The organism is Methylobacter sp. S3L5C (genome assembly GCF_022788635.1).
Lineage (GTDB): Bacteria > Pseudomonadota > Gammaproteobacteria > Methylococcales > Methylomonadaceae > Methylobacter_C.
Genome location: NZ_CP076024.1, coordinates 1627960 through 1647740, shown reverse-complemented (window position 1 = coordinate 1647740; position 19781 = coordinate 1627960). Strand labels below are relative to the sequence as shown.

18 protein-coding genes are annotated in these 19781 nt (G+C 46.3%); 3 read left to right on the top strand and 15 right to left on the bottom strand.

Annotated features, from left to right (window positions below; translation table 11 throughout):
- Positions 1-99 precede the first annotated feature (99 nt).
- A complete protein-coding gene (locus KKZ03_RS07630) occupies positions 100-1626 on the top strand; it encodes a PepSY domain-containing protein (RefSeq protein ID WP_243220916.1) in 1527 nt (508 codons plus the stop codon).
- Positions 1627-1793: 167 nt separating this feature from the next.
- Here the strand turns inward: KKZ03_RS07630 and glgA are convergent, their stop codons facing one another.
- Both glgA and KKZ03_RS07620 read right to left on the bottom strand, forming a co-directional pair.
- Positions 1794-3230: a glycogen synthase GlgA gene (glgA, locus tag KKZ03_RS07625; RefSeq protein WP_243220915.1), complete on the bottom strand. Its 1437-nt coding sequence runs from the start codon at positions 3228-3230 to the stop codon at positions 1794-1796.
- A 47-nt stretch (positions 3231-3277) separates the two neighbouring features.
- Complete coding sequence (locus tag KKZ03_RS07620) at positions 3278-4087, bottom strand: sulfite exporter TauE/SafE family protein (RefSeq protein ID WP_243220914.1); 810 nt, start codon at positions 4085-4087, stop codon at positions 3278-3280.
- 440 nt (positions 4088-4527) lie between these two features.
- On the opposite strand from KKZ03_RS07620, the gene KKZ03_RS07615 reads away from it, so the two are divergent.
- Positions 4528-5418, top strand: coding sequence for a hypothetical protein (locus KKZ03_RS07615; protein WP_243220913.1), 891 nt, complete (start codon positions 4528-4530; stop codon positions 5416-5418).
- A gap of 223 nt (positions 5419-5641) precedes the next feature.
- Complete coding sequence (gene ald, locus KKZ03_RS07610; protein ID WP_243220912.1) at positions 5642-6751, top strand: alanine dehydrogenase; 1110 nt, start codon at positions 5642-5644, stop codon at positions 6749-6751.
- A gap of 133 nt (positions 6752-6884) precedes the next feature.
- Here ald and KKZ03_RS07605 read toward each other — a convergent pair whose 3' ends face one another.
- From KKZ03_RS07605 to KKZ03_RS07545, 13 genes are all read right to left on the bottom strand, one after another.
- The gene (locus KKZ03_RS07605; RefSeq protein WP_243220911.1) at positions 6885-9005 is read right to left on the bottom strand and encodes a family 2A encapsulin nanocompartment cargo protein cysteine desulfurase; all 2121 of its coding nucleotides are present in this window, start codon (positions 9003-9005) and stop codon (positions 6885-6887) included.
- Positions 8992-9909, bottom strand: coding sequence for a family 2A encapsulin nanocompartment shell protein (locus tag KKZ03_RS07600; protein WP_243220910.1), 918 nt, complete (start codon positions 9907-9909; stop codon positions 8992-8994). Before KKZ03_RS07600 ends, KKZ03_RS07605 begins: the two co-directional genes overlap by 14 nt.
- Before the next feature lie 247 nt (positions 9910-10156).
- A complete protein-coding gene (gene epsC, locus KKZ03_RS07595; RefSeq protein ID WP_243220909.1) occupies positions 10157-11095 on the bottom strand; it encodes a serine O-acetyltransferase EpsC in 939 nt (312 codons plus the stop codon).
- The gene (gene cysK / locus KKZ03_RS07590) at positions 11092-12069 is read right to left on the bottom strand and encodes a cysteine synthase A (protein WP_243220908.1); all 978 of its coding nucleotides are present in this window, start codon (positions 12067-12069) and stop codon (positions 11092-11094) included. The genes epsC and cysK overlap by 4 nt, the downstream gene beginning before the upstream one ends.
- A 504-nt stretch (positions 12070-12573) precedes the next feature.
- Positions 12574-13197, bottom strand: a complete 624-nt coding sequence (ureG, locus tag KKZ03_RS07585) for an urease accessory protein UreG (RefSeq protein ID WP_243221563.1) — start codon at positions 13195-13197, stop codon at positions 12574-12576.
- Positions 13198-13209: 12 nt separating this feature from the next.
- Positions 13210-13884: an urease accessory protein UreF gene (locus KKZ03_RS07580; protein WP_243220907.1), complete on the bottom strand. Its 675-nt coding sequence runs from the start codon at positions 13882-13884 to the stop codon at positions 13210-13212.
- On the bottom strand, positions 13877-14314 hold the full coding sequence (gene ureE / locus KKZ03_RS07575) for an urease accessory protein UreE (RefSeq protein ID WP_305852369.1): 438 nt from the start codon (positions 14312-14314) through the stop codon (positions 13877-13879). The genes KKZ03_RS07580 and ureE overlap by 8 nt, the downstream gene beginning before the upstream one ends.
- Before the next feature lie 146 nt (positions 14315-14460).
- Entirely contained in the window at positions 14461-16164 is a 1704-nt protein-coding gene (gene ureC / locus KKZ03_RS07570; RefSeq protein WP_243220906.1) for an urease subunit alpha, read from the bottom strand.
- A complete protein-coding gene (locus KKZ03_RS07565; RefSeq protein WP_243220905.1) occupies positions 16161-16478 on the bottom strand; it encodes an urease subunit beta in 318 nt (105 codons plus the stop codon). The genes ureC and KKZ03_RS07565 overlap by 4 nt, the downstream gene beginning before the upstream one ends.
- Positions 16479-16541: 63 nt before the next feature.
- Positions 16542-16844 (bottom strand): urease subunit gamma, encoded by a 303-nt coding sequence (gene ureA / locus KKZ03_RS07560; RefSeq protein WP_243220904.1) that lies wholly within the window; start codon positions 16842-16844, stop codon positions 16542-16544.
- Positions 16845-16865: 21 nt separating this feature from the next.
- On the bottom strand, positions 16866-17717 hold the full coding sequence (locus KKZ03_RS07555; RefSeq protein ID WP_243220903.1) for an urease accessory protein UreD: 852 nt from the start codon (positions 17715-17717) through the stop codon (positions 16866-16868).
- Positions 17718-17721: 4 nt separating this feature from the next.
- Positions 17722-18309, bottom strand: a complete 588-nt coding sequence (locus KKZ03_RS07550) for a HupE/UreJ family protein (RefSeq protein ID WP_243220902.1) — start codon at positions 18307-18309, stop codon at positions 17722-17724.
- Positions 18310-18481: 172 nt separating this feature from the next.
- Positions 18482-19753: a hypothetical protein gene (locus KKZ03_RS07545; protein WP_243220901.1), complete on the bottom strand. Its 1272-nt coding sequence runs from the start codon at positions 19751-19753 to the stop codon at positions 18482-18484.
- Positions 19754-19781: the final 28 nt, after the last annotated feature.

The window sequence follows — 19781 nt, the reverse complement described above, 5'->3', positions numbered from 1 at the left end:
CAACGCAGTAAATGAATAAAAAGACCAGCAAGCTGGGTATATTATTCTCAGGAAATCACCTAAGTATTACCTCACTATGTATTTTTTTAGAGAATGGCAATGAAATCTTTAAATTGGCTGTTATATCAAGCTCATCGCTGGGTAGGCGTCGTATTAGGCTTATTTATGTTTTTTTGGTTTGCTACCGGTTTGGTCATCATGTATTCCACTCCGACCACGCAAAACCGTAGTCAGCAGCTCGCCCATGCCGAAACATTGGCTCCCGAATTCGGCTGGCTGAGCCTGGGTGAAGCTTGGGATCGTAGCGCTGAACCTCGTAAGGCTGCAGCGGAACATAAAGCCAAAACCATGGCTGGTACCGGTAAACAGCCTCCCGGTAACGGTAATATTGTCACCACTGACATTGCTGATGCCCGATTGGTACGCAGTGCCGGTGAACCCTTGTGGCTGGTCGAAGATAGTCGCGGTCAGTATTTCGCCTTATCTGCGCTTGATGGTTCAGTGCACAAAACCTCGGTAGATCAGGCGCTAAAAATTGCCGAAAAATGGTTTGAAAACACTGATAACACCGATATTATCAAGACCAGTTTTCTGGAGACAACTACAAATCCCGTTATCTTGCGCAATCAGGAAGCCTTAAGCCCTTTTCATCGTATTGCCGTCAATAAAGAGGGCGGTGAATTACTGATATCTGAACGTACCGGCGAAGTATTGCACGCCTCCACATTAACCGGTCTTATTATCGGCTGGTTGCGCTGGCGACCTGGTTTACGAGGCAAACCCACATATTCTCAGGGGCGCACCCAACCCTACCGGGAATTCTGGTTTAAATGGCATTTCTGGAGTGGGCTGATCGGCGGTATCGTAATATTGTCTTGGGCTACCAGTGGTTTTGTTGATACCAATCCGGGGAAAATATTTTCTCAGGCTAATCCCGGCAAGGAAGAAATAGCGCGCTATTTGGGTAAGGGCGTACCGGATGCCATGCGTAATTGGCAACCTGTTCTGCCCGCCATGTTGGCTATAGCAACGGATGGTGCGGATATCGTCGAACTGGGCTGGCGGCATCTGGCTGGTGAAGCCGTATTGCTGGCACATACCCGTGATGGTCAGCGACTGCCGCAAACCCTGATTGATACGGCGATCACTCAGCAGTTTAGTGAGACATCGTTACTCGCTGCCGTAGAACGCGTGGCTGGCAAGACCAACGTAGAGTCACAAACCGTTTTAAATAACTACGACAGTTACTACTATCCAAGACACCATCAAAGTTTGATTGAAAAGCCGCTACCGGTCCTGCTGGTAAAAATGGCTGACGATACCGGCACGCTGTTTTATCTGGATCCACAGGATGGTCGACTATTGGCCAAACTGGATCAAAGTCGCCGGATTTTCCGCTGGCTTTACTCAGGATTACATCACTGGGATTTTGGCTGGCTTTATCAACGGCCACTATGGGATGCCTGGATGCTGATATGGGTATCGTTTGGCTTGGTGCTCGGCGCCAGTTCGCTGGTGGTTGGCTGGCGACGCATTAAACAAACCTTCTTTCCTAAAAAGAAAGCTGTTCGTGCCAAGAAAATTGAAACCCGAAAGCCTGTACCAACCTCGCCCAGATATCTATGACCTTTTAGAAAATTGACTTTAGGTGATATCCAAAATCAGCTACCTACTTGAGCAAGGACTGATACTATCCCCGCTTAAATTGGTAGTCTACTTTTTTAGCCCTAACTCACGTTAACCTAAATTCCTCCATAAAAAACACCGGTATTGGTTTAAGCACTTTATTTCAATCAAAGCTGTTCGTATAAGCCCATATACTCTTTGGCACTGTTATTCCACGAGTAGTCTTTTTGCATCCCGTTGGTTTGTATTTGTTTCCAGATTTCAGGTTGGCTATAAACAATCAAGGCACGTTTAATGGCTTCCATTAACGATCCGGAAGTCGCCTGATTAAAAACAAAGCCGGTTGCCGCCTTATTGTTCAGAGTGACCGGTAAAACATCAATAACGGTATCTGCCAAGCCGCCGGTTTTTCTAACAATGGGAACGGTACCGTAGCGTTGACTGTATAGCTGGTTTAGGCCGCAAGGCTCAAATTTTGACGGCATCAGGAAAACGTCGGCACCGGCTTCAAGTTGATGCGCCAAGTCTTCATCGTAGCCCAGAGTAATGGCTATTTTATCGGGATATCGACTGGCAAAATTTGATAATTGTTGTTCAAAATGCTTTTCACCCTTACCGAGCAAAATAAACTGTAACGGCAATGTCAGCATCTCGGGAAGACATTCCAACACCAGATCTATGCCTTTTTGTTCCACTAAACGGCTAATGAGCACAAAGACCGGAACAGCATTGTCAACAGGTAGCGCGTGTTGCTTTTGCAGAGCCGTTTTATTGAGCTTTTTTTTTGGCAACGTTAAGCTATCAAAACGTTCGCTAATAGCGGGATCCGTTTCGGGATTCCACTGATCGGCATCTATACCGTTAATAATACCGGTCAGATCATCTTTTCGATAACTTAACAAGCCCTCAAGGCCGTAGCCAAAAACAGCCGTCTGAATTTCTGCCGCATAAGTCTGGCTAACCGTAGTAATACGATCTGCATAGGCCAAGCCGCCTTTAATAAAAGACAGCATCCCGTTAAATTCAAGCCCCTCTGGACTCCAAATCCGACTGGGTAAATTCAGCGAGGTCCAGGTCGCTTTTGGAAAAAGACCTTGATAAGCCAAATTATGTATGGTAAATACTGTCGCCGGTCGCTTGGTTTCCAAAGACAACAAAGCCGGAACCAGTCCACTTTGCCAGTCATTACAGTGAACAATATCAGGAGTCCAGTCCAAATACCCACGGTTCATTGCTACTTCAACCGCTATACGACAAAACAGGGAAAAACGTTCCGCACTATTACCCCAGTCATTACCTTGCTCATCGACATACGGATTACCCGGAAAACCAAAAAATTCCGGACAATCTACCAACCAAACCAATAATTGAGAGCCAGGCAAGCGGGTTTCCAGAATGTTTGCATCAATATTATTTACCCGAACCGTACTTTTATAGTAAATTTCTTCAGTGGTATTTATTGCCTGATAATTAGGTATTATCAAGCGAACATCAACACCCAAATCCAGCAATGCCTTGGGCAAGCTACCGGAAATATCGGCAAGCCCGCCTGTTTTAATCAAGGGATACGCTTCACTGGTAACAAAAAGTATTTTTTTTTGCATTTATTTAACGTCAGCTATAATTTTAAAATAAGAGTAATATCAAGGGCTTATTGTAAAATAAACTTAAGCCCAATTAGTAACAAAATCGTCGCCAAAACCGGACGTAAAACTTTTTCAGGAATCTTTGCACTCAGATGGCTACCGACCCAAATCCCTGGCAGCGAACCTATCAGCAAGCTACTTAACAAAACCAGATCCACATTGCCTAAACTAAGATGGCCAATCCCTGCAACAGCGGTTAACGGAATGGCATGCGCCAAATCAGTACCAACAATTTTAAGTGTTGTCATTCGGGGATAAAGAAATAACAGTGCTACCGTACCCAGCGCACCCGCCCCTACCGATGAAAGGGTAACCAGAACACCTAAAACAGCGCCAATAATCACCGTCGCCGGTATTTGCAAATGCTTGAAGCGTGATGCATTATCGGGATTACTATGTTCATCATCAATACGCTCAAGCTTTGCCGCCCGATTTAACAACACACTTCGAACAAACAGCGCACAAGCCGTTAATATAAGAGCAACACCCAGAGTAAAAGTAATGGCTCCGGTTGTTTGCTTGCCTACCGCCATATAATATTTAAGTACAAACAAGGTAATAATCGCAAAAGGCAGACTTCCCAGCGCCAACCAGCCTACGATTTTCCAATCGACCGAACCGTGTTTACCATGATGTACCCAAACACCACACGTTTTGGTAATGGCAGCAAATAAAAGATCGGTACCGACCGCTACCGCGGGATTGAAGCCGAATAAAAATACCAATAAAGGCGTCATCAACGATCCGCCCCCTACGCCAGTCACGCCAACCAATAAGCCGACGGCAAAGCCCGAAATCGTATATGCCAAATTCATTAAAACTAACCTTGTGTTTTATTGGGTTTAAAAATCTTCACACTATAACAGTTAATCAGCTCAAGCTGGAGGATTTAAGCCATAAACCAGATCTCTCAGTGCAACTAATGCAATCACATTATTTATCGTTTTATAAGATATAAACATCTAAATATATCGTTTTATTAATCATAAAAACGGCATTAAACTGTTTTCCAAGAGTAAAAAACCGTTACCGAATTTTTTAAGTCCTATGAAATTATACTTGGCGATAACGACGATTTAATGATCTATGACTTTTTATAAAGGACTCTAAAGTTTTGCCTCCTGATACACAGGGATGTTTTTTCGCGGGCTATAAGCCCGCTTTTTTTGTTAGTAAAAACTGGTCAATCATAAATAATTGCCTTATGCCAGTCTGCAACTCGATGATTGAATAATAGTAAATTTGAGGAAAGTTTATGCCGTTACAAAATTTAGTGGAATATTTTAATGACCGATTAGGACAAGAACATCGTTCCAGTTTTCGACCTTTTGTTTTGAAAGAAGGTAAAGTAAGCGGACTTTTCGGCCCCATTCAAATCGACAGTTGCTTTACACCGTTACGACAAACATCGAAGCCTATCGTTATTGTCGGTCATACGGCGCAAATTTTGGTTGCTCCCAATAAAACCCAACACCTGTATGCCAACGAAATCGAAAATCTGTTAGCCAATAACTCCGTACAAGCCGGTGATTTTGAATCCATCATTAATTTCGACCGCTTGTCCCGTACCGTACACATGCTTAACTATCTCACTTTGGCGCATCTGCAAGGCGTACTGTTTTTGGAAGTTGATCCACGGCATATACTGGGCATTAAACACGATCATGGTGCCTACTTTGAAGACGTAATAGCACAGTGTGGCTTGGAAACCAAAAATGTCGTCGTCGTATTGTCTGTCAGCAGCCAATATGCGCCCTATTATCAGGAACTGATTAATGGCCTGCATAATTATCAACGTAGAGGCTATAAAATTGCGCTGAAGTTTGAATACCTTGGCCAGGAAAGCGAAGCGTTTAATTTGATAGCCAGGATAGCCCCGAATTACGTTAGCTCCTCAGCGCGAAATATGGAAAATCAAGCTCATGATGATCTGTTGCTGACAAAATTGCAGCAATTGAAAATACAAATAACGTCAGTTGGCGGACAAAGTATTCTGCAACAAATCGATGAAAAAAAATCCGATTTATTGGCACGTAATATTGGTTTTGACCTCGTCGAAGGTAGTTACTATAGCGCCATCGCATTTGACTATTTAAATGATTCGAAACCGGATCCTTATGATTTGAATACCGGTCATTATGGCTAATAACTTGACCTGTCAGGTTGTAACGATAATATGCCGGTAATGCCAAAGCATGTTTCCAAAGCATATATGGAGTTGTTAATTAATTTGGCTGCCGTTTACAAAAAAATATAATGCGCTTTATTTGTTCGATATTTCTAGCCAATAATGTTACTTTGTAGATAAGACAAGCGGTTATAACAAACAACTATCGACACATAATAAATCTACAATCTGGAGCCGTACCATGCGCATTGGACTACCCAAAGAGATTAAAGATAACGAAAATCGTGTCGGCATGACGCCGGGTGCAGTCAAGGCTTTGACACGACGTGGCCATCAAGTTCTGGTTCAAAGTGGAGCCGGTATCGGCAGCTCGCTTTCCGATGAAGAATACCAGGCTGCCGGTGCCGAAATTGTACATTTCGCAGAAGATGCGTGGGCTGCTCAAATGGTCGTTAAAGTAAAAGAGCCGATTGCTTTGGAATATCAGTATCTACGCCCGGATTTGATTTTATTTACCTATCTGCATCTGGCCTCCGACAAGCCCCTTACCGATGCCCTGCTAGCCGCCGGCACGACAGGAATTGCTTATGAAACCGTGCAAACGGAAACCGGACAACTACCGTTATTGACCCCCATGAGTGAAGTTGCCGGACGCATGGCAACGCAAGTGGGGGCAACCTATTTACAAAAATCCCATGGTGGTCGGGGTGTATTAATGGGCGGTGTTCCCGGCGTAGCTCCCGCTAATGTGGTTATTTTGGGTGCCGGTATTGTCGGCACCAATGCCGCACGGGTTGCTGTTGGCCTGGGCGCACAAGTGACGGTACTGGATATTAGCCATGATCGCTTAAAATATCTGGATGATATTTATCGCGGGCAATTACAAACACGCATCAGTGATGAATATAATATTGAAGAAGTTATCTGCGAAGCCGATCTGGTGATTGGTGCTGTGTTAATACCTGGTGGACGCGCACCCTGGTTAATTACCCGAAACATGCTGCCAACCATGCCCAAAGGCTCGGTGATCGTTGATGTGGCGGTTGATCAAGGCGGCTGTGTAGAAACTACCCATGCGACTACCCATAGCAATCCAACGTATGAAGTTGATGGCGTTGTGCATTATTGCGTCGCCAACATGCCTGGCGCTGTCCCACGCACCAGTACTTTTGCCCTTAACAATCAAACTGCGGTATACATACTGCACTTGGCAAATGACGGCTTGGACGCTGTGCGTAAAAACCGGGCGTTGCAATATGGCCTTAATACCTATCGAGGTAAAGTGACTTATCCTGCTGTGGCTGAAACTTTTAATTTGCAATTTGCAGAACCTTTGCAAGCCTTGGCATAATAAAAAGGCAGGCGATGCATACCTGAATGACAAGCCAGTAAGCAACTATTCTAAACGGTGAAAGTTTTTTAAAGAACATAGCGTCATCATGGTTCCCATACAAACTATGGGAACCATAACATCGAACTAGCGGTTAAATGATTTGACCGCCCTGTATCTTTTTAACAGTACTAACCAATCGATCAATTTCTTCGTAAGTGTTGTAAAACGCCAACGAAGGACGTACCGTACTTTCCAGTCCAAAACGACGCAAGATGGGTTGTGCGCAATGATGGCCGGTACGAACAGCAATACCTACCTTATTTAAAGCGACGCCAATATCCTGATTGCTGTGACCGGCCAGTACAAACGATAACACACTGGCTTTTTCAGGAGCCGTACCAATCAAGCGCAAGCCTTGAATGCTTTTAAGCGCCTCCATTCCATAAACCAGCAACTCATGCTCATAACGCGCGACATTATGGATACCGATTTTGGTCAGATATTCAAGCGCCGCTCCCAAACCTACCGCGTCAGCGATGTTACCGGTACCGGCTTCAAAACGGGCAGGCGCAGGTTGATAGACCGTTTTTTCAAAAGTGACATCTGCTATCATGTTACCGCCGCCTTGCCATGGTGGCATGGACTCAAGTAACTCGGCCTTGCCATAGACAGCACCAATACCGGTTGGACCAAATACCTTATGTCCGGAAAATACACACCAATCACAATCAAGCGCTTGCACATCAACCTGTAAGTGTGAAACAGACTGAGCGGCATCCAATAAAACCCTGGCACCAACACGATGGGCCATGGCAATAATTTCCTGCGCTGGCGTAACGGTGCCAAGAGCATTGGAGACATGGGTAAACGAGACCAGTTTAGTGCGTGAACTCAACAGTTTCTGATATTCACCCAGTAACACCTGACCGCTTTCATCAACCGGTACAACTCGTAGTATTGCACCGGTAACTTCGGTCAGTTGTTGCCACGGTACAATATTGGCATGATGTTCCAGCCACGTGATGATAATCTCATCACCGGCAACCAGATTTTGTCGCCCCCAGCTTTGTGCAACAAGATTGATACCTTCGGTAGTACCTCTTACAAAAATGATATTTTCTGCAGAAGGTGCGTTAAGAAATCGCGCGACCGTATCACGAGATTTTTCATAAGCATCGGTAGATCGCGCTGCCAGTTCATGCGCCGCACGATGAATGTTGGAGTTTTCATGTTCATAAAAATACGAAACCCGATCAATCACTACTTGCGGCTTTTGGGTTGTCGCCGCATTATCCAGCCATGCTATCGGATAACCGTTAACACGCTCTTGTAGAATCGGAAAATCACGGCGTACCGCATGCACATCAAACGGCGGATGCGCAGAACCCAGAGCTGGCGCATTAAAACCACCGCTCTTCAACTCATCAAGAAAATAAAATGCTGAGCCAGATCCTGCGCTTTCCGAAGTACTTGAAGAAGGTGCCGACAACGGGGCGAAAAACTTTAGCAACTCGGCTTCGCCCGGCAAGCCATAAACCTCGGGTGAAAGACCCGCAATCAGTGAAGCATCCAGACTGGCAAAGGAGCTTGTCAAACCTGGCGTTGCCGTAGCAACCGGAATACCGGGAATCGAGCCACTTGCCGTTGTACTGGCAGCAAAAAGCTTTTGCAACTCGGTTTCAAAAACCTGCGGTGAAATAGACGTATCCGCTGGTTTCTCAACAGCTTCCAGCGGTTCGCCAGTCAACTCTTGAGCCGGCACCGACGCCGGAATACCAATATTTCCGGGAGCATTAGTTTCCGAAGGCGTGTGCGAAACCAACAACTTTTGCAATTCAGCTTCACTGGGCAAGCCAAAATCATGCGGAAAAATACCCGACAAGACGGCTTTGTCCAGACCTGCAAAAGATGAGGGCAAACCGGCAGGCGTATTGCCTAAAACCGACCCCGTATCCAGACTGTCAGGAACGCTCTCAAAAGACGGCTTACGCGGCGCAAACAACTGCCGCAATTCCACCTCGCCAGGCAAACCAAGACCTTGCGGTGCAATTGCGGCTACCCCGGAATTACCCAGGCCAGCCAACGATGAAACCGCCCCGCCAGGTGCTGCAGATGCCCCAATACCCAGTCTTGAACCATCACAAGGCAACGCTGAAAATAGCTCGTTGGCAAGTTTGGTTAAATAATCGACATCAGGTAACGATGCAGCTCCTGAATTTTCGGTAAAACCTTGTGGTACTAAATTGGTTTGATCAAATTCACTTGTAGTCATGGTACTTGCCCACTTCGACATTCTCAAGTACTCCGAGCGCATCATCAGTCAACACCGCCAGCGAGCAATACAGAGAGATAAGATAAGAGGCAATCGCTTTGTGATTAATGCCCATAAAACGGACTGAAAGGCCCATACTCAGTTCGCCGGTCAGATTAGGCTGATAAAGACCCACGACACCTTGACGGCTTTCACCGGTACGTAACAGTAAAATATTGGTTTTACCGTTGATAACCTTAAGCTTGTCAGAAGGAATCAAAGGCAGTCCGCGCCAAGTCATGAACTGTGAACCGAACATGGTAACAATTGCCGGTGGAACACCGCGACGGGTACATTCACGACCGAAAGCTGCAATGGCAAGTGGATGAGCCAGAAAAAATGCCGGTTCTTTCCAAACGCGGGAAATAAGTTCATCCAAATCATCAGGCGTGGGTGCACCGGTACGCGGTTGTACTTTAAAACCTGGAGCAACGTTATTAAGCAAGCCATATTCGGCATTGTTAATAAGCTCACTTTCCTGGCGTTCTTTAATAGTTTCGATAGTCAAACGCAACTGTTCATGGATTTGGTTATGTGGGCTGCTGTATAAATCAGAAATACGGGTATGCACATCCAGTACGGTATTAACCGCATTCAAGCGATACTCGCGGCCCCATTCTTCGTAATCAACAAAAGTTTGCGGCAGTTCTTTTTCATCAAGGCTGGAACAATCAACAAAGAGCTCATTTTCATTTTTAACTTTGTTAACGCGATAAATACCTGCCTCAAGCGGTTTCCATTGCATCAAATGCACCAGCCATCGTGGCGTGATGGTTGATAACATAGGCACGGTTTTGGTGGCATTCGCCAAGGTACGCGCAGCGACATCGCCTAGTGCGGTATGGGCTTCATGGATATCGGTCATGACTTTATTCCTGTTATTGTTGCGATTAGTTAAAAGAATTAATTGCTAATCTCCTGATTGAAAATTAGCAGTATAGAGATCCAGAAAAGTTTAATTTCCAGGGACAAACTTATTGACTTCGTATACATAAATCAACAATTCACAGCACCAACATAGCAGCAGCAGGCACAAAAACTTTACCGGTGTATTCCACGGAATCATGGGTCTTCCAGCATTTAAATATAAACGTTTTCTGAATTAAAAAATGTTATATTCCCGCACCGCCATGAAATAATTCACTACGGGCATACGCCTGAGTGATATTACTACCGGGGGCTACGCTATGGGTTAACCAGACATTACCGCCAATAGTTGAGCCGTGACCAATGGTAATACGACCCAAAATGGTAGCACCGGCATAAATGACCACATTATCTTCAACGATAGGATGCCTCGCATTGCCTTTAACCAACAACCCGTTCTCATCTTTTTCAAAGCGTTTGGCGCCCAGAGTCACGGCCTGATACACGCGAACATGTCGCCCAATCACGGCAGTTTCTCCGATAACCACACCCGTACCGTGGTCAATAAAAAAACTCTCACCAATTTGTGCGCCGGGATGAATATCAATCCCCGTCGCTGAATGGGCAACTTCTGCGATAACGCGGGCAACCAACGGTGCACCCAATTGATAAAGAATATGCGCCAGTCGATGATGAATGATGGCAGTAATGCCGGGATAACAAACCAGCACTTCGTCCGGGCTTCTTGCGGCAGGGTCACCTTCAAAGGCCGCCTGAATATCGGTATCAACCAATGCCCTTACCGTGGGCAACCGGGCGGCAAACTGGCGGGCAATACTAATGGCTTGGTCATTAGCGACCTTGTCGACACCTTCATGTCCGGAGATAAACTGTAATTCACGGCGAATTTGCTTATAAAGCTCGCGTAACAGGGTTTCAAGGGTGTGTCCCACAAAGTAATCGATGCCTTCGTCATTAAGATCGGGCAGTCCCAGACGATTTGGAAACAAGACCGCACTCAGCCCCTCCAATATAATTTGTAGCTCTTTTCGTGAAGGCAATTTGGGTGGTTTATCGCGTCGACTTCGAGTTTCCAGCGACTGCACGCGTAAATCACGTAATTGAGCAACCAGGGTATCAATACCCCAATCATACTTACCATTTAAATGGGTAATATCATTCATGCAGCCAAACCACTGGCATCGAAAATACCCTCAAACAGCGGTGAACTTAAATAACGTTCACCTGAATCAGGCAACACCACCACAATAGTTTTACCGGCATTTTCAGGTCGTTTGGCAACACGTATTGCCACAGCAACGGCTGCACCACAAGAAATACCTGCGAGTATGCCTTCTTCTCTGGCGAGACGCCGTGCATATTCGATGGCGTCTTCGTTGGTCACCTGCTCGATTTCATCTATCAAGGAAAGATCCAGCACACCAGGAACAAAGCCCGCGCCGATACCTTGAATCTTATGGGGACCAGGATTAAGCGGCTCACCGGCACGAAACTGGGTCAGTACCGGACTGGCAGTCGGCTCTACCGCAATTGAAATAATTGCCTTGCCTTGGGTTTGTTTGATATAACGGGTAACGCCGGTAATGGTGCCACCAGTACCCACACCGGATACCAGGATATCAATCGCCCCATCCGTATCGTTCCAGATTTCAGGCCCGGTGGTCTGTTCATGAATGGCAGGGTTTGCCGGATTTTTAAACTGCTGCAACAAAACATAACGCTCAGGGTCGGAGGCAGTAATTTCCTCCGCTTTGGAAATGGCACCGCTCATGCCTTTGGCACCTTCCGTCAAAACAAGTTTGGCACCATAAGCAATCAACAACTTACGACGTTCCAGACTCATGGTTTCCGGCATGGTTAAGGTCAATGGCATGCCTCGCGCTGCGGCAACAAAGGCCAGCGCAATACCGGTATTGCCACTGGTGGGCTCAACAAGCTCTTTACCCGGCCCGAGCAAGCCACGCTGCTCTGCATCCCAGATCATCGCAGCACCAATTCGGCATTTAACGGAATAAGCGGGATTACGTCCTTCAATTTTTGCCAGCACGGTAGCAGAGGCTCCATCAGTGATCCGGTTAAGCCGAATCAGCGGTGTATTTCCTATGGATTGAGAATTATCTTCGTACCAATGTGACATAAAAGTCTCCTGTAATTTAATTATCAAGCTTGATTATAGCCAAATTTTGGCCAAAAAAAAGCCAGCGGTCATTATAGACTCACTGGCTTCCGGTTGTCCGGTCAGCTTGCAATTTTAGGTTAAAGTACTTTACACGTTATGTTTTGTCAAGCGTGTAAAGTAGCTTATCAATTCTGCCTAAGGCATTATTGCCAGGCAATAACGCTTTAATATTTCACCTAAAAACCATCGAATTTAAATTACACAAACAGATAATTCATCATCAATAGCGTCTAAGGTGCAAATAATAAATCATGATATCCCTTTAATAAAACGATATTATTCGATAGTTATATCTGTTTTAGTGATCAAAAGAAAAGCCTTGCAGCGCTAACCAAGGTTTGATGAACAAAATGAGTAAGCCATTAGCCTCGATGTAGTGAAACGTAATCCAGGGTTTGCTGACTTCGATATTCCTCCATTTACATCGAAGCTACTAGCTGTTGCTATAACGCTTAATCAGTGTCACGCTGCTACTGTACTCAGCATACCCGCAGTAACAATAAATTGGGTAATGGTGTCCAGCCCTAAACCGGTTTTAAGATTAGTAAATACAAACGGCCGCTCACCGCGCATTTTTTTGGCATCACGATCCATAACATCCAAAGAAGCACCGACATAAGGAGCCAAATCAATTTTATTAATCACCAGTAAGTCAGAACGGGTAATGCCGGGACCGCCTTTTCGCGGTATTTTATCGCCTGCCGACACATCAATCACATAAATAGTCAGATCAGCCAGCTCTGGACTAAAAGTTGCGCTTAAATTATCACCACCACTTTCCACCATAATAAAATCCAGATTATCAAAGCGCTCACAGAGCTCATCAACAGCCGCAAGATTCATTGAGGCATCTTCCCTGATTGCCGTGTGCGGACAGCCGCCGGTTTCCACGCCAATAATCCTGTCTTCCGGCAAAGCCTCGCTGCGAATCAAAAATTGCTGGTCTTCGCGGGTATAAATATCATTGGTTACCACGCCGATTTCAAATTGATCACGCATGCGTTTGCACAAGGCATCGACCAGTGCTGTTTTCCCGGAACCTACCGGCCCGCCTATACCTACCCGAAGTACCTGTTTATCACTCATCATTAACTCTCTTTAAGAACGAAATAATCTGGAATATTGTGTTTCATGCCGACTACTAACCAAGGCCAAACCAAACACGCTGCTGCCGATTTCATCATCAGCCAGCAACAACGCACGATTAACCTGTTCAGGCAGCCTGGATGCCAATGCCATTAATAAGCGCTGTCCGGCAACCTGACCCAAGGGCACCAGTTTAACGGCACACAACACCTGATTTTCCAGCCAACTCCACAAGTAACCGATAGCCGCCTCACGTTTGGGAATGGCCCAGCGCACTGCAGCGAGACTAAATAAAGTGGCGAGTGTTGCCTCCGGTTTGCGTAACCACTCTGCCGCCTCGTCCAGTTCCAGCGCGACCAGCAACCGCGCCAGTGCCTGCCCGGTTTGCCTGTCTTCAGCACGTAATTCAGACGTTTCACGGCAAGCAATCAAGGTTTTGCTCCACTGGACAACGGCAACGTTATCAGCCAATGTCCAGGCATCAAACAAGCGGGCCATGACCGGTAAATCAAGCTGTGTCATGCCATGCACCAGTAAACCTTCAAGCCATTCATGGACGTCATCGGCATTGGTCACCAAGCCATCATCAATGGCACGTTCCAACCCTTGGGAATAGCTGTACATGCCAATCGGCAAGCCCGGACTAATCAATTGCAACAAGCGCAGCAGGGCAAGATCATTAATCATGACTATGATAAGCACCGGCTTCTGGCTCAAACGGCATGATATCGTGCATCACTCCCAAGCCCAAGCCCTCAACCATGTGATCCAGAACATGGTCACTCAAATAGCGCAGCTCACCCGGCAAAATCTGTAAGGCGACATGACGATTACCCAAGTGATAACAAACACGTGCAAATTGCAGGGCATCATCGCTGCACACTACCGAAACCGTTTCCGGAGCCGCTTTTATCAGCACTTTAAAGCGCTCTGTACCGGTCAAAATAACACCTGAGCGCAAACGATGTCCACGCGGCAAAAATACGCCAACAGCTACGCCACCATCTGTGCGTGCAGGTAAACGGCTTTTCTGGCGATACTCAAAAGGCAACGTCAGGACATCGTCAGCCTGGGTTTCTGGTGGAGCAAGTTCGGTCAATTTCAACATAGTGATCATTAGAGAAGTATCCGTTGAAGAGCTACCAACTTAAAGCGGGAAGACTTTACAGATAACATCGCGTCAAGCGATGTTATCTGTCCCGGCTTGGTTGGTAGACACCTTGAAGTAAAAAATTTTCACTGCTTAAAAGTCGGTGAATTTTCTTAAAACAGAAAATAGCGTTGTGCAAACGGTAAAACAGCCACCGGCTCACAGGTAAGTAACTGCCCGTCGGCACGTACTACATAAGTTTGCGGATCCACTTCGATAGTGGGCTGGTAGTGATTATGCACTAAATCTTTTTTACCGATATTGCGGGTATTTTTAACAACACCAACGCGTTTTCGCAAGCCCAAAGCCTCTGAAACACCGCCATCAATAGCGGCTTGTGGTAAAAAAATCATCGATGTGGCCGATGCAGTCTCACCGAACGAACCAAACATCGGGCGATAATGTACCGGTTGCGGCGTTGGAATTGACCCATTGACATCGCCCATGGCCGCTAATGCTATCAAACCACCTTTGATAATCAGGCTGGGTTTTACGGCGAAAAAAGCCGGATTCCATAACACCAGATCGGCCAACTTACCAACTTCTATCGAACCAACTTCGTGCGAGATACCATGACTAATCGCCGGATTAATCGTGTACTTGGCGATATAACGTTTAATGCGAAAATTATCGTTGTTTGCAGAATCTTCCTGCAAACTGCCGCGTTGCAGTTTCATTTTATGCGCTGTCTGCCAGGTACGGATAATCACTTCACCGACTCTGCCCATTGCTTGGGAATCCGATGAAATCATCGAGAAAGCGCCCAAATCATGCAATATATCTTCCGCCGCTATGGTTTCGCGGCGGATGCGTGATTCGGCAAAAGCCACGTCCTCGGGGATACCGGGATCAAGATGATGGCACACCATCAGCATATCCAGATGTTCATCAACCGTATTAATCGTAAAGGGTCGTGTTGGATTGGTTGACGATGGCAGTACATTAGGCAAGCCGCAAGCTTTGATAATATCCGGCGCATGGCCGCCGCCCGCACCTTCCGTATGGTAGGTATGAATCGTGCGATCTTTAAAAGCGGCGATGGTATCTTCAACGAACCCGGATTCATTCAAGGTATCGGTATGAATCGCGACCTGTACATCAAAACGCTCGGCTACCGACAAACAGCAATCAATCGCCGCCGGCGTTGTGCCCCAATCTTCATGTAATTTTAAACCCATGGCACCGGCACGAACCTGTTCTTCCAACGCAGCCGGCAAACTGGCGTTACCCTTCCCCAGCAAACCAAAATTCATCGGAAAACCGTCAAGCGCACGCAACATCTGCTGAATATTCCAGGGCCCGGGCGTACAGGTCGTCGCATTAGTACCGGTCGCAGGCCCGGTGCCACCGCCAATCATCGTGGTAACGCCGGATGAAAGGGCTTCTTCTATTTGCTGTGGACAAATAAAATGGATATGTGCGTCAACGCCACCTGCGGTTAAAATTTGCCCTTCACCGGCAATAATCTCGGTACCGGGGCCAATAACAATATCAACACCGTTTTGGATATCGGGATTACCGGCCTTGCCTATAGCGGCAATACGGCCATTCTTGATACCAACATCCGCTTTGATAATACCCCAGTAATCGACAATTAATGCATTGGTGATAACCAAATCCATCGCCACCGAGGAATCAACCTGGCTTTGCCCCATACCATCGCGGATAACCTTGCCACCACCAAACTTAACTTCTTCTCCATAAATCGTACGATCCGCTTCGACTTGTAAAAACAAACCGCTATCGCCAAGGCGCACTTTATCGCCGGTAGTCGGGCCAAACATATCACTATAAGCCTGCCTGCTGATTCTGCTCATACGGACTCCTTTAGTTCGCCCATGACTGCCTGACGAAAACCGTAAACACGGCGTAATCCGGAAAAAGGTATCAGATGTATTTCTCTAAACTGTCCAGGTTCAAAACGGACAGCGGTACCGGCAGGTATATCCAATCTGAATCCCAGTGTTTTGTCCCGGTCAAAATGCAGCGCCGGATTGGTTTCAAAAAAATGGTAATGTGAACCGACTTGTATTGGTCTGTCACCGCTATTGGCGACAACCAGCGTGATAACTGCGCAACCTGCATTCAGCTCGATATCACCCTCGGCAGGGATAATTTCTCCAGGTATCATGGCTGTGCTCCTATTCTTTCATGGTCATTATCGTCTTTAGTGCGCACGGCACATCCTACTTCGCTATTCAATGGGGTTATGAACCGTAACCAACTTCGTACCATCCTGAAACGTGGCTTCTACCTGCACATCCGGTAACATTTCAGCGATACCGTCCATAACATCATCGCGATTTAGCAAGGTGCGACCAAATTCCATTAGTTCGGCAACCGTGCGCCCATCTCTGGCTCCTTCCATAATTGCTGCGGTAATATAGGCAATGGCTTCGGGGTAGTTAAGCTTTAACCCTCGGGCCTTGCGTCGTTCTGCCAATAATCCGGCAGTAAAAATCAATAGTTTGTCTTTTTCGCGTGGCGTTAAATGCATTAATTATCCTTTTTTGGTTGGTCAGGTTGCCCAGATACGCGGCTCACAAGCCTTACGCTGCAAAACGTCGGGCCTTAGTGCAGCCCAAACCTGCTGAAAAAATCCGCGTAACCGGTCAGCCCTGGTATCAAGAGCGCGGCAGATCAGCAGATCATCTATTAACGTAACACCGCGCCCGGCCGTCTCGCCAATAAGTTGTTGCACCGCTTCCAACTGCACGACTGAAGCAGGACAGGCGAACATTGTCCCACAAGCGGAATGTCCGTTCAGCCCCCAGCGCGCTAAAAATGCCTGGGCATCCAGCTTTAAACGTTCCCGATAAAAAAGCTCATCGGCACGAAAAATCTGCCAGCTCATGCAGGCTTGACCCACTGTAAAACCTTCATTGGCGGCAGGACGACCCAAAACGAGAACTTCCCAGCCAATAAAGCGGGCACCGGATTCCAGATTAACGCGAAGCTCAGATGCGACCCGTGCCCCTTCATAGATAATGGTTTCTTGTGGCAACCATTCTAAAGCCGCACCTGCGGCGACTGTTAAGGTAACGGATTGCCGTGCCAGTTCTCCGGTACTGCGGTAAAATTTGCCGGCGGCTGGCGTTGTTACCAGTGCTGCGCTATTGGCGGCTGCGTTTATCGTGATCGTCAAGCTGTCACCTGCCACTACGCCACCTGGCGGATGCAACAAATACAAATGACAAACGCCGCCTTCAGGATAAAAAGGTCGTTGTACGGTTAACGGACCATGATGGCGACGATGCGCCAAGACGGTTTTATCATTGCTTAACTTAAAGCCCAACTCCAGTGTTGCTTCCCACCCCTGTGGGGTAATCTCTGTATTGGCGAACCCTATATCCACAGGTTCTGCAACCATCTACTCAGGCTCCAACCAATAAGGTCGTACCGACTACCGCACACAGCAGACCAAATCCGGTAGTCATTATCTTTAAACTGGACGTTCCTGATAGCAATAACCCCATAGTAATACTCAAGCCTTGCAATAATGCCGTCGTAAGCAGAAAACCTGTCGTATACCCGGCAACATCAGCTCCCGTTTGCAAATCGCTACCATGAACGTAACCGTGACCAAGCGCAAATACAGCGACCAAAGCGACTGCCAAGCCTGATGACACTTTATAATTTGTCCACAACAGCAACCCTGAAGCCATGACTGAAAAGGCTACCCAGGTTTCTGCTGCACTTAACGTGAAACCGGCAAAATGTAATCCCGCGCCTACGGTCATCATCAGTAAAAAACTGGCAGGCAATAACCATAGTTCTCGTCCACCGCGCATTACTGCCAATAAGCCGACCGCCAGTATAACGAGTAAATGGTCAATACCCGTTAACGGATGCAACAATCCGTCGACAACACCGTGCACGGTACCCAAGCCGGTATGCGCATGTACGGGTAGCGATATGATTGACAATAAGCCGGTAACGACAACCAGTAATTTTATTTTCATAACAATTCCTCATTATTTTTTATTTAAATCGTTAAATTTAACCTTGATAACGAGTATAAATCTAGCGTAATTATGCCACAAAGACCAGCCTTATTCAGAACCAGAAATAGCTGATATTCCTGGTTCTGAAGATAATTGGCTCATGGCACTCATACAGAGTAATCAAGAGTCCTTAAATCTGCCACTGAAAGCCAAGAACAAGCGAATTAACGTTGTCACCTGTTACGTTCGATTGGTAATTGGTAATACCTTTAGTCGCCATATCGCCGTAGATATAATTTAAAGAGACAACGGCGTTATGACCATCAATAACGTAGTTCACACCGGCCTGGTAAGAATTACGATTGGAACTGGTGTCAGGCATTATATTCACATAACGAACATAAGGCTGAATCAAACCAATACCAATTTTTTGTGGAAACAGATACATACCGCTGACATCATAGGAGTTACCTTCAAACATCGCGAAACTATTCGGGTAATTTGCATTACGCGTCGCTTGACTATAGCCACCGGAAATATCATAGTTTTTGTATTCGCCATTTAACGTAACCACACCATTATTGGGCAGCACTTTTTCCATCAATACATCGACTCCGGTACCACGAAAGTTACCCGGGTCAGCGGCAATTGCAACATTGTTTACACTCGTTGCACCTTGACCTGCACCGTCTTGCTGATACTGATTGCTGGCAGCAACGGTTAAGATATCACCACCTTTACCATAATAAGTACCCGAGGTGTAATAACCGGGATTTTTCTCGACTTCCCAAAAGTTATAGGATACCCGTTGGGCGTACAAAATATTGTCATTAACGTTGGCACCGCCTCTTAAGCCACGAAAAAAGCCGATAGCATATTGAAAACGGTCATTAAATACCGAGCCCCAAAAAGTGGCACCGTCATCACGACCAAAAGAACCCGCAGAAGTACCATTATTTTGAATCGTTGTATTAAAATCGGCAGGCTCAAACGGCGAACCGGAACTATAAACCTGATAGATAGGACTGTAAAACGGGCCATTCATCTCCCTGCGTTCAGCCGGAACCAGCATTCTACCAACCCATAAATTAACCATGGAGTTATATTCAATCTTTCCTATCGCATCCAATACCCGAAGCTCGCCACCATTACTACACGTTTGACAGTCAGTGTTAAACTCCACTTTCAAATATTTATGAATTTGTCCGTTAACATACAAACGGGTATTATCCAGATTGAAATCGTTACTCCACTTATTGCCGTTATTACCGGCCGCGCCCTCGACAGTTTGAAAGCTGCTACGCAGGCCTAAACCAAGACTAATCCATTTAGTATCATCAATTTTGAAAGTTGCTCCGGCATACCCGGAAGATGCATGACCAGCAGCCATTGCAGTTACCAAGGCTGTGCAGAGTATTCTTGTGTTTAGGCCACCGACTGCCTGTTTGATATATCTTTTCATCTAAAATCCCCTGGTTCACAAGCTCAAA